The organism is Arthrobacter sp. Y3221157, from assembly GCF_059089865.1.
Window position 1 is genome coordinate 1 of sequence record NZ_JBNHFD010000103.1, and the last position, 12,629, is coordinate 12,629.

The 12,629-nt window shown below is 68.0% G+C and carries 13 protein-coding genes; 4 read left to right on the top strand and 9 right to left on the bottom strand.

The window, feature by feature from the left end:
* Window positions 1–286: 286 nt before the first annotated feature.
* The 3 genes from AC5RTT_RS18075 to AC5RTT_RS18085 all read right to left on the bottom strand — a co-directional run bounded on the left by AC5RTT_RS18075 (window position 287) and on the right by AC5RTT_RS18085 (window position 2,830).
* Window positions 287–919, bottom strand: a complete 633-nt coding sequence (locus AC5RTT_RS18075) for a TetR/AcrR family transcriptional regulator (RefSeq protein ID WP_494146351.1) — start codon at window positions 917–919, stop codon at window positions 287–289.
* 75 nt (window positions 920–994) lie between these two features.
* The gene (paaK, locus tag AC5RTT_RS18080; protein WP_494146352.1) at window positions 995–2,356 is read right to left on the bottom strand and encodes a phenylacetate--CoA ligase PaaK; all 1,362 of its coding nucleotides are present in this window, start codon (window positions 2,354–2,356) and stop codon (window positions 995–997) included.
* Window positions 2,357–2,362: 6 nt separating this feature from the next.
* Window positions 2,363–2,830, bottom strand: coding sequence for a hotdog fold thioesterase (locus tag AC5RTT_RS18085; protein ID WP_009356632.1), 468 nt, complete (start codon window positions 2,828–2,830; stop codon window positions 2,363–2,365).
* Between the two features lie 326 nt (window positions 2,831–3,156).
* Here AC5RTT_RS18085 and pta point away from each other — a divergent pair, with 326 nt between their 5' ends.
* Complete coding sequence (pta, locus tag AC5RTT_RS18090) at window positions 3,157–5,235, top strand: phosphate acetyltransferase (protein WP_494146353.1); 2,079 nt, start codon at window positions 3,157–3,159, stop codon at window positions 5,233–5,235.
* A 57-nt stretch (window positions 5,236–5,292) separates the two neighbouring features.
* On the opposite strand, the gene AC5RTT_RS18095 is transcribed toward pta, so the two are convergent.
* Window positions 5,293–5,580: a hypothetical protein gene (locus AC5RTT_RS18095; protein ID WP_494124868.1), complete on the bottom strand. Its 288-nt coding sequence runs from the start codon at window positions 5,578–5,580 to the stop codon at window positions 5,293–5,295.
* Between the two features lie 100 nt (window positions 5,581–5,680).
* On the opposite strand from AC5RTT_RS18095, the gene AC5RTT_RS18100 reads away from it, so the two are divergent.
* Together AC5RTT_RS18100 and AC5RTT_RS18105 are read left to right on the top strand one after the other, a co-directional pair.
* Window positions 5,681–6,037, top strand: a complete 357-nt coding sequence (locus AC5RTT_RS18100) for a VOC family protein (RefSeq protein ID WP_494146354.1) — start codon at window positions 5,681–5,683, stop codon at window positions 6,035–6,037.
* A gap of 57 nt (window positions 6,038–6,094) precedes the next feature.
* The gene (locus AC5RTT_RS18105; protein ID WP_494146355.1) at window positions 6,095–7,249 is read left to right on the top strand and encodes an acetate kinase; all 1,155 of its coding nucleotides are present in this window, start codon (window positions 6,095–6,097) and stop codon (window positions 7,247–7,249) included.
* Here AC5RTT_RS18105 and AC5RTT_RS18110 read toward each other — a convergent pair.
* From AC5RTT_RS18110 to AC5RTT_RS18125, 4 genes are read right to left on the bottom strand one after another with little or no spacing between them, the layout of a single operon-like run.
* Window positions 7,246–8,442 (bottom strand): NAD(P)/FAD-dependent oxidoreductase, encoded by a 1,197-nt coding sequence (locus tag AC5RTT_RS18110; RefSeq protein ID WP_494146356.1) that lies wholly within the window; start codon window positions 8,440–8,442, stop codon window positions 7,246–7,248. The two genes, AC5RTT_RS18105 and AC5RTT_RS18110, sit on opposite strands and share 4 nt — an antisense overlap.
* A gap of 4 nt (window positions 8,443–8,446) precedes the next feature.
* A complete protein-coding gene (locus AC5RTT_RS18115) occupies window positions 8,447–8,653 on the bottom strand; it encodes a hypervirulence associated TUDOR domain-containing protein (RefSeq protein ID WP_494146357.1) in 207 nt (68 codons plus the stop codon).
* A gap of 8 nt (window positions 8,654–8,661) precedes the next feature.
* A complete protein-coding gene (locus AC5RTT_RS18120; protein ID WP_494146358.1) occupies window positions 8,662–11,046 on the bottom strand; it encodes a hypothetical protein in 2,385 nt (794 codons plus the stop codon).
* Window positions 11,047–11,052: 6 nt separating this feature from the next.
* Entirely contained in the window at window positions 11,053–11,721 is a 669-nt protein-coding gene (locus tag AC5RTT_RS18125; RefSeq protein ID WP_494146359.1) for a peptidoglycan-binding protein, read from the bottom strand.
* A gap of 234 nt (window positions 11,722–11,955) precedes the next feature.
* Between AC5RTT_RS18125 and AC5RTT_RS18130 the strand changes: the two genes are divergently transcribed.
* On the top strand, window positions 11,956–12,408 hold the full coding sequence (locus tag AC5RTT_RS18130; protein ID WP_494010046.1) for an SRPBCC family protein: 453 nt from the start codon (window positions 11,956–11,958) through the stop codon (window positions 12,406–12,408).
* 17 nt (window positions 12,409–12,425) lie between these two features.
* On the opposite strand, the gene AC5RTT_RS18135 is transcribed toward AC5RTT_RS18130, so the two are convergent.
* On the bottom strand, window positions 12,426–12,629 hold a 204-nt coding region (locus AC5RTT_RS18135; RefSeq protein WP_494146360.1), incomplete at its 5' end, for a prolyl oligopeptidase family serine peptidase.

Consider the following 12,629-nt stretch of genomic DNA (forward strand, 5'->3'; position numbering starts at 1 on the left):
GCTGCTGCGGTGTTGCCGGAGTCGGCGGTCCCGCTCGGCGCCGGGGGAGGAGGCGTACCTCCTATGCAGGCGGAAAGCACGACGGCGGCACCTAGCGCCAGTGCGGCGGCGGCGGTCCTGAGTGGACCGGGACGGCCCCGGCTGCGGGGCCCCGGATGGATGGCCGGGCTCATTGACTACCTCCCCTGCGGACGGCGGCTTTCTACCACCGTAGCCGGGGAGCAGGGCAAATACCAAGCACGCTTAGTATTTGCCGGCCCGCAACGCGGGAAGAGGCGCTGGCGGGCTAGGAGTGGCCGTGCAGCCCGTCGAACGCCATGGTGATGACGTCGTCGGCGAGGCGCTCCGGTGACAGCGAACCGCCGGGCTTGTACCACTCCACGATGGAGTTGATCATGCCGAACAGGAGGCGCGTGACGGTCCGGGGATCGATGTCGGTGCGGAGCGAGCCCTCGTCCTGGGCCGCCGAAATCAGGGCCGCCACTTTGTGGTCGAAGGTGCGCCGCCGCTCCAGGGCGTCCCGTTCAATTTCCGTGTTGCCGCGCAGGCGCAGCAGCAGTGTCACGAACGGCAGCCGGTCCACCAGCACGGCCACCGTCTGGCGCAGGACGAACTCCAGCCGCGCGTCGGCGGCGCCGGAGGTTGCCTCCGGCTCCTCGAGGATTGACTCAAGCCCGCCGAGGGCATGGTCAAGCGCGAGCTTGAGGAGGTCGCCCTTGGACGGCACGTGGTGGTAGATGGCCGACTTCGAGATGCCCAGGTTCTCGGCCAGGATGCCCATGGAGGTGGCGTCGTAGCCGTGCCGGTTGAAGACGTCCACGGCTATCCGCAGCACGGATTGCTGGTCGTAGCCGGGGCGGCCGCGTTTGGCTGATCCGTTGACGGCTGCGCCGTTGGTACTGGTTGTCTGGCTGGGCATAGGTGCTAGTTTCTCACGAACGGTCGGTTGGTCCGGGCAGGCCCCGGGCCGGACAGCCCGGCACCTCCTGTGCGGCTATCCCTTCGGGCGCAGGTCGTAGATGCGGCGGAGCTTGCCGTTGGACCGCTCAAGCGAACCCGGCTCCACCACTGCCACCGCACAGGAGGAACCGACGTGGATCTTGATCTGCTCCTTCAGGGTGCGTGCCGCCGTCGCGCTTTGCTCGGCGGTGACGTTGTCCCGACGCTCGATCTTCACGGTCAACTGGTCCATCCGCTGCCCCTCGGGCCGGGTGAGCTCCAGCTGGAAGTGCGGGCTGAGCTCGGGGATGCGCAGCGCGATCTCCTCGATCTGCGAGGGGAAGAGGTTCACGCCGCGGAGAATGATCATGTCGTCACTGCGGCCGGTGATGCGTCCCATCCGGCGGTGCGCGGGGCGGGCGGTGCCGGGCAGGAGGCGGGTGAGGTCCTTGGTGCGGTACCGGATGATGGGCAGCGCCTCCTTGGTGAGCGAGGTGAAGACCAGTTCGCCGTGCTCGCCGTCGCCCAGGACGTTCTCCTTGCCGGGGACGGGATTGAAGGGGTCGATGATTTCGGGGCGGAAGTGGTCCTCCCAAATGTGGCTGCCGTCCTGGGTCTCCACAGCCTCGCCGGCGACGCCCGGACCCATCACCTCGGATAGGCCGTAGATGTCGCAGGCCTTGATGTCCATGGTGACTTCGAGTTCGTGCCGCATCTCCTGGGTCCACGGTTCGGCGCCGAGCACGGCGTACTTCAGGGACGTGGAGGTGGGGTCGATGCCCATGTGTGCCATGGCGTCTGCGATGGTCAGAAGGTAGGTGGGGGTACAGAGGATCGCGTCCGGCTGAAAGTCCTGGATGAGCTGGATCTGCCGCTCTGTCTGGCCGCCGGACATGGGGATGACTGTGCAGCCCAAGGCCTCGGCGCCGGCGTGCGCGCCCAGGCCGCCGGTGAACAGGCCGTAGCCGTAGGCGTTGTGGACCTTCATGCCGGGGCGGATGCCGGAGGCGCGGAAGCAGCGGGCAACGAGCTTTGCCCAGTCGGCCAGGTCCTGCTTCGTGTAGCCCACCACGGTGGGCCGGCCGGTGGTGCCGGAGCTGGCGTGCACGCGGGCCACCTCGTGCTGCGGCACAGCGAACATCCCGAACGGGTACTCCTGGCGCAGGTCCTCCTTGGTGGTGAAGGGGAAGTTGCCCAGGTCTGCCAGTTCGCGGAGGTCTGACGGGTGGATGCCGGCGTCGTCGAACTTGCGCTTGTACAGCGGCACCCGCTCATAGGCGTAGGCAACCGTGTGCTGCAGGCGGCTGAGCTGGAGGGCCTCGAGCTCGTCGCGGGAGATGGTCTCCTCGCGGTCAAGGACGGCATCCGCGGACTGTGCGGTTGCTGCGGCGGGCGTTTCGGGGGCATGCAGGGTCATGGTTTCCTACTTCTTGGGGATGGTGCGGCTGCGTCCGCGGAACTCTGCAACGAGCTCGCCGGGGGTGCCGGAGGTGGGGGATTCAGGCTGGTCCGCGTCGGCGGCGAAGATCTGGATGTCGTACAGGCCGCTGCGGCCGGCGCTGGAACGGCGGTCCGCGACGGCGGTGAGCACCTGGCCGCGGAACGCGGGCTTGAGGAAATTGATGTCCACGCCCGAGGCCACGGTGATGGTGTTCTCCTCGCCGGGCGCCGGGTTGATGGGGTTGCACGCGAGGGCGAAAGCGGTGTCACCGAAGGCGAAGATCATTCCGCCGTGGGCCATGCCGAAGCCGTTGAGCATTTCCTGCCGGAGGGTCATTCGGATGGTGGCGTGGCCGTCGCTCAGGGAGAGGACCTCGATGCCCATCCACTCGGAGGCGTAGTCGTTTTCCAGGATGGGGTGGGGTGGCCCGGAAAGTGTTGTTTCAGCCATGCGTCATTGCCTCCAGCTTTATTTACCGAATGTTCATTAGGTAATCCCATGAGGGGGTCCGGTGTCAAGGGAGGGCGTGCGTTCCAGCCCGTTTACTCCGGCTCGGGAGACCTTCCCCAAGCCGGGACACGCCGTCGTCCACGGCGCGGCCGGAAAGCGCCGGAAAAGCAACTGGGCGGGAGCGCACGACGGCGGCCCCGTCGAAGTGCCGGCAGTCCCGTTACGTGCCCATCACCACACCTCCCGGCGGGCAAGCGGTGCCGCAAGTCCCGGTGCAGGTGCAAGGATGGAGGGACCGGCAGAAGCAGACCAGCAAAGGGCGGACCATGGCCAAAGGCATCTACGTCAGCGCAACCACTCCCGGATCGGGCAAGTCCCTCGTGGCCCTGGGCCTGGCGGACACCCTGCACCGGCATGCGGACAGGATCGGCTTCTTCAAGCCCGTGGTCACCGGCCCTTCCGCCGCGGATGACCCCATGGTGGCCCTGATGAAGTCCCGGTTCGCGCTTGAGGACGAGCGCTGCCGCGGCGGCCTGACATTCCAGGAAGTGCGGAGCCTGCTCGCCGAGGGAAACCGCGAGGAGATCGACTCCCGGTGCGTGGAGATTTTCGCCGACATCTCGCGGCACTGCGACGTGGTGATCGTGGAGGGAACGGACCTGACCGGCCAGGACGCCGCCGTCGAGTTCGACCTCAATGCCCGCCTGGCCAACAACCTCGCCGCCCCGGTGGTGGCCGTGGTGGGCGCCAAGGGGCGGACCGTGGCGGAGGCAGCCGCCGCCGTCGAGGTTGCCCGGAAGGAGTTGTCTGCGGAAAAGTGCGCGCTCCTGGCCATCCTGGTGAACCGTGCGGACCCGGACCTGGTGGACGCCATCGCCGCGGAGGTCAAGGTGGGCGCGTCCGGCCGTCCCGTGTACGTCCTGCCCGAGCTGGAGGAAATCGCGCGGCCCACCACCGGCGAGGTGGCCACGGCGCTGGCCGTGCGCCAGATTGCCGGCCGTCCGGACATGGAGCGGGACGTGAAGGACATCAAAGTGGCGGCCATGAACGTGGGCAACTTCCTCAACGTCCTGGACGAGGGCGCCCTGGTGATCGTGCCGGGGGACCGGGCAGACGTAATGGTGGCGTGCCTGGCGTCGTCCTTCTCGCCCGAATTCCCGGTGGCGTCCGCGCTGATCCTCACCGGCGGCCTGGCACCTGACGCCAACATCTACCCGCTCCTGGCGCAGGCGCCCTTCCCGGTGTTCGCCTCCCGGGAGGACACATACACCACGGCGAAGCGGGTTTCGGAGGTCCGGAGCGAGATCTGGTCGGGGCACCGGCGCAAGGTGGCCTCGGCCGTGGGACTGTGGTCGCGCCGGGTGGATGAGACCGAGCTGGTGGAGCGCCTGCACCTGCCCCGGCCGGAGCGGATGACCCCGCTGAGGTTCCTGCACGACCTCATCGAGCGGGCCCGTTCGCAGCGCCGGCACGTGGTGCTGCCGGAGGGCACGGACGTCCGCATCCTGCGCGCTGCCGAGATCCTGCACCGCCGCGACGTCTGCGACCTGACCGTCCTGGGCCCGGAGACGGACGTCCGTGAGCTGGCGGCGGCCCGGGGCATCGACCTTTCCGGCATCAACGTGGTGGACCCGGCAACCTCGGACCTGCGCCAGAAGTTCGCCGAAAAGTACGCGGAACTCCGGGCGCACAAGGGCGTGGACCTGGCCAAGGCCCTGGAGATCATGCAGGACGTCAGCTACTTCGGCACCATGATGGTCCAGCTGGGGGTGGTGGACGGCATGGTGTCTGGCGCGGCCCACACCACGGCCCACACCATCCGGCCGGCGCTGGAGTTCGTGAAGACCCGCCCCGGGGTGAAGATCGTCTCCTCTGTGTTCCTGATGCTGATGCCGGACCGCGTGCTGGTGTACGGCGACTGCGCGGTGAACCCGGATCCCAACGTGGAGCAGCTGGCGGACATCGCGCTGGCCTCCGCGGAAACCGCCGCACAGTTCGGCGTGGAGCCGCGGGTTGCCATGCTTTCCTACTCGACCGGCGGTTCGGGCTCCGGCGAGGCGGTGGACGAGGTGCGGCAGGCCACCGAACTGGTGCGCCAGCGCCGGCCGGACCTCGCCGTGGAGGGGCCCATCCAGTACGACGCCGCCGTGGACGCCTCCATTGCCGAGTCCAAGATGCCGGGCTCCACCGTGGCCGGGCAGGCGACGGTGTTCATCTTCCCGGACCTCAACACCGGCAACAACACGTACAAGGCGGTGCAGCAGAGCTCCGGCGCCGTCGCCGTCGGGCCGGTCCTGCAGGGGCTGCGGAAGCCAGTCAACGACCTTTCCCGCGGCTGCACCGTGGAGGACATCGTGAACACGGTGGCCATCACGGCCATCCAGGCGCAGGCGCCACTTTCGTAGGACGGGTTAACGGACGACGGCGGCACCCGGGTGGGTGCCGCCGTCGGACCGTAATGACTAGCTGTTGTCCGGCTTGGCCAGGCTTTCTTTGTCCTCTTCCTTGGCGGGCTCGTCTGACAGGCCCTGCGGGGTCAGGTCCAGGCCCTCAGGGTTCTCGGGTGCCTGCGGCGCCTCGCCCGTTTCGCCGGCCTTGGGACTGCCGGTATCGTCCAGCGCGGGATTGGCGCCCTCGACGCCGGTGGGTTCCTTGCTGCCGGATCCGGCGCCGGTGTGGAGCGGCGCGGTGCTGCTGGATCCGGTGTTGGTGGGGTCGTTCTCGTCGATCGAAGTGGGCTCGTTCGTCATTGGAATGTCCTCTCGGCGTGGTCCAGCCTGTCCGCCGACTGTAGGCACAGCCCGGCCCGATCCGCAAGGAACACACGATGCATTCGGTACCATCGCAACTATGCCAGGAACCGCCATCACCACAGCCTTCATCCCCGTCCAGGACCCGCAGCACTCCGCCGGCTGGTACAGCTCCGTTTTGGGGCTGGACATCCGGGAAGCAACCCCGTTCTCTGCCGTCCTCACGGGAGCCGGGACCTCATCGCTCACGCTGATGGGGCCGGAAAGCGGCATCAACGCAACCCCCGGACTGGGCTGGGCAACGTGCAACTTCAGGATGGAGGACCTGGCCCGGAAGCGGGCCGAGCTGCAGGAGCGGGGCCTGCGCCCCGGACCCATCGAGGGGTCTCCGGACGTGTGCCTGTTCTTCACTGCCTTGGACCCGGACGGGAACACGCTGCTGCTGACCGACCGCTGATCTGCCGCACATATAGTGGGGACTGAACCGCTGGCGCAAAGGCTCAGGAGGCCCCGCATGCTCGTCCTCGTCATCAACTCCGGCTCGTCCTCGCTCAAGTACCAGGTGCGTGACGTCGCAGCCGGAACCGTCCTCACGGAGGGCCTGATCGAAAAGATCGGGATGGGCAACGGGGGAGAGGGCGACGGGGAGATCGAAGGCCCGCGGGACCATGCGGCAGCCCTGGAGCAGGTGGACGCCGCCATCCACCAGGAACTGGGCGACCTGCAGCTGGGGGCGGTGGGGCACCGGGTGGTCCACGGCGGCGAGCGGTTCGCCGAGCCGGTGCTGATCGACAACGAAATCACCCGTGCCATCGAGCGGCTCAACCCGCTGGCGCCGTTGCATAACCCGGCCAACGTCCTGGGGATCCGGGCCATCACCAAAAAGTGGCCGGACATGCCGCAGGTGGCCGTGTTTGATACCGCCTTCCACCGTACCCTCCCTGAGCACGCCTGGCGGTATGCCGTCCCGGACGAGCTCTACACCAACCACGGCATCCGGCGCTACGGCTTCCACGGCACCTCCCACGAGTACGTGACGCGCCGCGCCGCAGCGCTGCTGGACATCCCGGTGGAGGAGTTCGACGGCGTCATCGCCCACCTGGGCAACGGCGCCTCCGTGACGGCCATCCAGGGCGGCCGGTCCGTGGACACGTCCATGGGCTTCACCCCGCTGGAGGGTTTGGTGATGGGCACCCGCTCCGGCGACCTGGACCCCTCCATCCTGGTGTTCCTGGGCAGGGCCGGCTGGACCCCCGAGGACATCGACACCATGCTGAACCGCGAATCCGGGCTCAAGGGCCTGGCCGGCAACAACGACATGCGCTCCGTGGTCGAGGCCTCGGAAGACGGCGACGCGCGGGCAGCGACGGCGCTCGCGGTCACCTCCTACCGGCTGGCCAAGTACATAGGCGGCTACCACGTGGCGGTGGGTGGAGCCAAGGCCCTCGTGTTCACGGCAGGGATCGGCGAGAACTCCCACCAGTTCCGCGCACTGGTGGCGGACAAGCTGGGCGCTCTGGGAGTGGAGCTCGACGGCGGCCTGAACGCGGAGCGGTCCAAGGAACCGCGCGTGATTTCCACGCCGCAGTCGGCCATCCCCGTCCTGGTGGTTCCCACCGACGAGGAGCGCGCCATCGCGGAGGCGACGGCCGCCGTCGTCAATCCCTAAGCCCGGCCCTTGAGGATCAGGTTCCAGTAGACCTGCGGGAACATATCCCGGTCCACCACCCAGGACAGCTTGCTCTCGTTCCAGGTGGGCACCCGGGGGATGGTGGGCATGGGCCGGTACCGGTCGTCGAACTCGGCGAACACTACCGTGTCGCGTGAGACGGTAAACGGGCACACCGAGTAGCCGTTGTACTTCTGGGTCAGCGGCTTGCCCTTCCGCGCCGCCACCAGGTTCTTCGCCAGGACCTTGGTCTGCTTGCGCAGCGAACCTCCGGACTTGGAGTTGGTGGTGCCGGCGGCGTCCCCCAAGGACCACACGTTGGGGTACCGGAGGTGCCGCAGCGTTTGCCGGTCCACCTCTACGAATCCGCCCTTGTCCCCGGCCGCCGGCAGGTCGGTGGCCTTGAGCCAGTCCGGCGCCGACTGCGGCGGAACGGCGTTGAGGACGTCGTAGTGCAGGGACTGCTGCTCACCGGTCTCAACATTGCGGATGTTGGCCGTCTGGCCGGCGGCGTCCACCGAGACCAGTTCGCTGTTGGTCCACAGTTCGATCCCGTACTCGGCGATCTTGCGGTCCAGCTCCCGGTCCACCTCCGGCACGCCGAAGACGGTGGGGTAGGGCTGGACCATCACCACGCGGATCTCGTCCAGGACGCCCTGTTCCTGCCAGTAGTCGCAGGCCAGGTACATGGGCTTCTGGCTGGCGCCTCCACACTTGATGGGCCCTGCCGGCATGGTGAACACCGCGGTGCCGGAGGTCAGCCCGCTGAGGAGCGTCCAGGCCTTGGGGGCCAGTTCGAACTCGTAGTGCGAGGCGCCGTGAGGGGAGTGAACGGCCTCGGCCAGTCCGGGCACCGCGTCCCAGTCGTACTGCAGGCCCGGGCAGACCACCAGCTGCCCGTAGGCCACGGTGGCCCCATTCGCCATCGTGACGGTGTTGGCGTTGGCGTCCACGTCCACGGCGCTGTCCCGGATCCAGGTGACACCGTTGGGGGTCACGGACTCCTGGGTGCGGACCGCCTCCTTGGCCGACGCCCGCCCCCCGGCGATGTGCGAGAACAGCGGCTGGTAGAGGTGGTGGTCCTTCGGCTCGATGAGTGCCACGTCCTTGACGCCGTAGCGCTCCAGGCGTGCCGCCAAGGACACGCCGGCGTTGCCGCCGCCGATGATCACTACCTCGTGCTGCCCGGCCATGGCGCTACTTCTTCTCGGTCAGGGCGGAGGCCTTGTGCGCGGCCCGGGCACCTGTCTTGGCCGACTCCACCACGTACTGCGGTTCGTCCTCGCTGGCCCGGTGCTTATGGCCGTCCAGCTCGAAGTCGCTGGTTTTTTTCTCGATGATCTTGCCGTGCGTCTTGCCCTGCGACGTATTCCACTCCACGGATGTTCCCTTGCTCAATGACATTTGTACTCCTAGCTGGGGTTTGCGGTGGCTTGGGGCTCCACGGCGGGGGCCGTGCCCCCAGTATCCGCCGTTGGCAGCGGTGTCTCAACGGGTGAGTACGACGGCGGCGCGTCACCGACGGCGGGCTGCGTTGCCGGCGCTGGTGCCATCCCGTCCGGTGCCGGCGAGGAGGGAACCGCTGTACTTCCGTCCGGTGCGTCTGTTCTGTCGGGTGACGGCGACGGGGCGGACGTGGCGGCACTGCCCGTGGTGCCGGAGGCGGCCGGAGCTGCTTTGACGATGGCCGTGATCTGTTCCTTGTACGCCGCGAGCCGGGCCTGGATTTCCGAGAGTGGAACGTTCCGGAGGTTCCGGCCGTACTCGGCAATCTCTGCCCACAGGGCGTTGAGCTGCGCCAGGCTGTCCCCGTCCAGAGGTCCGTCAAGGGTAAGGACCAGCTGGCTGGCCAGCGCGTACGCAAGGCAATCGATGCAGTTGTAGTTCGCGGCTGCGGAGAGGTTCTCGGGGACGATGACGTCCGCCTGGCCCACGATGAGGACCACCTGGAAGCCAACAGCCACCGCAGCGCAGCCGTTGCAACTGGCGAATGCGTAGGCCTCGTTGCGGGTATCCACCGGCTCGCCGTCCTCGGCCCACACCAGGGCGAAGGCCACACTGTAGGTAACCGAACCGTCGGTGGTATTCACGGCCAAGGCCTGGTTGCCGTCGCCCTCCGGTGCGGCGGGCCGGTCGAACGGGAACACCCATGAGGGGGCGGCCGTGGCTGGCTCGCCCGTGGCTGCACGCGCGGCGGCTGCTTCCGCCGGCACCAGCACCATGGCCAGCTGGGGATTGTCGGGGGTTGGTTTCGGGCTGCCTTCGGGCCAGAGCGCAACAGTGCGTCCGCTGCCGCCCTCGCGCAGCGAAGTAGTGCTGGCCTGGGGAAGGATTGTGGCGGTGGCATCAGCCAGCGTGCCGCGCTCGTAAGGCTGCACCGGACGGTACGTCCCGCCGTCGGGCCACCAGGCCCACGCGAGGCCGACAAGCAAAGCGGCAATGGCGGCCATGGTAGCTGTGCGCTGCAGGGCCTTCCCGCGGGTCTTCTTCCAGAGGCCGGTGACCAGCTGGCGCAGCAGCCGGACCAGGATGTACAGCATGCCAAGCATTGGCAGTGCGACGGCGGCGATCGCGAGGACCCGCACGGCGGCGCCGGCCAGGTCGCCCGCAGCCAGGCCCGCGGCCAGCATCTCCTGCTGCGTGACCGCGCTGTCCCAGGCCGTTGCCAGCAGCCGCGGCAGTGCGATCACCATGACGGCCAGGCTGAAGAGGAGCAGCGGCACGGTGACCAGGACCCAGAGCGTCACCACCGCTCGGGCCCACGGCTTGAGCACGCGGTTTTCAGGCTTTCCCCAGTGCCACGGCAGCAGGCCCAGCAGTGTGGGCCTGATGCGCTGGAACAGGTCCGGGACGCCGGTGGTGTCAGCCAGGATGTGGTACCCGTCGAACCTGACCAGGGGGAGGAGCTGCCGGACCATCTGGAGGATCTGGGTCACCACCACCAGCAGCAGGGCATCAAACCCGGTGGCCCACCAAAGGCCCATGATGGCGACCGCTACGATCGCGTTGAAATAGAGCCCGCCCAGGTCGGTGCGGAGCCTGCCCCCACGGCCAAGCCGGTACGAATCCGTGACATCCGTGAAGAAGGCAGGCCAGACCAGATACAGCCCTGCCCCCATGGCGCCTGGTGTTGCACCGCCCCTGCGCGCCGCGGCGGCGTGGCCGAACTCGTGGAACCCGGCGGAGAGGATGGTGATGGCGAAGATCAGCAGCAGCAGCCCGGGACTGGCGAAGGCCTCGTGCGTGGCGGAGCCCAAACCCTTGACCATCAGAACCCACCAGACGGCTGCAAAGAACGCGGCGGTAACGGCCACGACGATTAGTGGGTTGAAAAGCACTGTGAACGGGGCCGTGATCCTGCGGGTGCGCTCCGGGTCCGTCACGGTGTAGCGGAAGCGCATGCCCAACAGGGGGTCGGCCTTGCGGACCTCGGGTTCTGACCCGTCAGCCAGGCGCAGCAGGCCCATCGGCAGCAGTTGCGAGTCCATCAGGGTGCGCACGTTGTCGGCGCTGACCTGCCGGCCCGAGCCCTGGCTCGCGTGCCGGGCAATGTCCTCCACGTCACGTGTCCCGTCAGCCGCCTCCAGCACCAGATAGAGCAGGCGGGTCAGCTGCAGTGTCTGGCCGTCCGAGCGGCGCACCAGTGAGGGCGCTTCGCGGTAGCCGGACCCTTCGGACTGGCCGAGGAGCTGGACACCGCCGGCCCGGGCGGGAAACTTCCGCGGGTGCCCGGCAGTGGGGGCAGGGGACGACGGCGGGCCGGCCTGGGAGCGCGGCCCGCCGGTGACGTGGCTCATTTGGGCTTACTGCTGCAGGTCGGACTGCTGGTCGGCAGAGGCGTTGGCTGCGCCGTCGATGTTCTGCGAGATGATGGCGTCCTGCTCGGCCACCGCGTAGGCCTGGCTGTCGATGGAGCCGATGTTCGCGGCGACGGCGGCATCGATCGGGGCGGCCACGTTGGCGTTGGCTGCGACAGCACCGTTGATGGGTGCGGCGATGTCCGCGTCCGCGGCGAGGTCCACGTTGACGTTGAGCAGGTCCCCGTCCAGGGCAGCCGTGGGGTCGGTGGGCAGGGCGCGGACGTCCGGCAGGCCGCCGTCGGGAAGGACCGTGCCGCCGTCGACCATTTCGGTGGCTTCAGGGGTGCCGCCGTCAATGGTGTCGTTGCTTTGGTCGATGGTGCTGTCCTGGGTGGATTCGGCGTTCGCGTCGGCGGTGATGCCCTGTTCGATCATCACGCCCTGGTCGGCCAGTGCCTGCGCGTCGGAGCCGTAGGAGAGGATGTTGGCCGAGGCGGCAGCGTCAATCGGTGCTGCCACGTTGGCGTTGGCGGCGACGGCCAGGTCGATGGGTGCCGCGGCGTCGATGCCCAAATCGAGGTCCGCGTTCAAATCCAGGACCGAGGCCACCTCCTTGTCCGGCAAAGCGGTGGCCTGTTCCGCGAGCAGTTCATCGTCAGTCAGGGGACGCATTTCATGATCCATGTTTCTGCAACCTCCGGTTCGCGCGGGTTGGCCTGCCCCCAGCGGGCAGCCCTGCGCGAACCAATAGTAAGCATGATTAGCATTTTGGCGTACAGTCCGTTGCCAGTGTTACCGCACGTCAGATGCTATTGACAGGAGTTGGAGGCAGGTCCAAGCTGTCGCTGTGCCTGCCTTCCTGCCGGCAGAGCCGCCGGCATCAGGCGCCCTTCAAAGGAGAACCCAATGCCTGTCGTAGAAGAAAGCGTTGTGATTGCCCGGCCGCCGCAGGAGGTCTTTGACTTCGTGTCGAAGTTCCAGAACGTTGCGGTATTCGATTCCTCCGTCACCTCTTCGGAGCAGGTGGGGGACGGCCCCCTGGGCGTCGGCACCCGCGGGCGCGGTACCAGCAAAGTCATGGGCCGGCAGTTCGACTGGACTGTCGAGGTCACCGAGTTCGATCCGCCCCGGCGCATGGTGTCCCGTTCCGTAGAGGGCAAGCTGGACTTCACCATCACTTTTCAGGTTGAACCGGCCGACGGCGGCACCCGCCTCACCCAGCGCATCGATGCCGCATCAGGCCTGGGCGGCGTCTTCGGCAAGCTGGCTGATCCGTTGGTGGAGCGCGCGCAGGGGCGGACGGTCCGCGCCAACCTCGAAACCCTGGCGGAGTGGCTGGCAGAGCACCCGCAGACCTGAGTGGCCGGCGGAAGGCCCTACTTGAGCCCCGCGCCCGGCAGCAGTTCGGTGGCGCCGAGGGAATCGGCGATGAACGCGTAGTCCCACGCCCGCTCGCGCCACTGCACGTACCGGCCGGAGGCGCCGCCGTGCCCGCCGTCCATCTCGATTTTCATGAGGATCGGCTCGGATCCGGTGGTCCGGTTCCGCAGCTCCTGCACCCACTTGGCCGGCTCCACGTA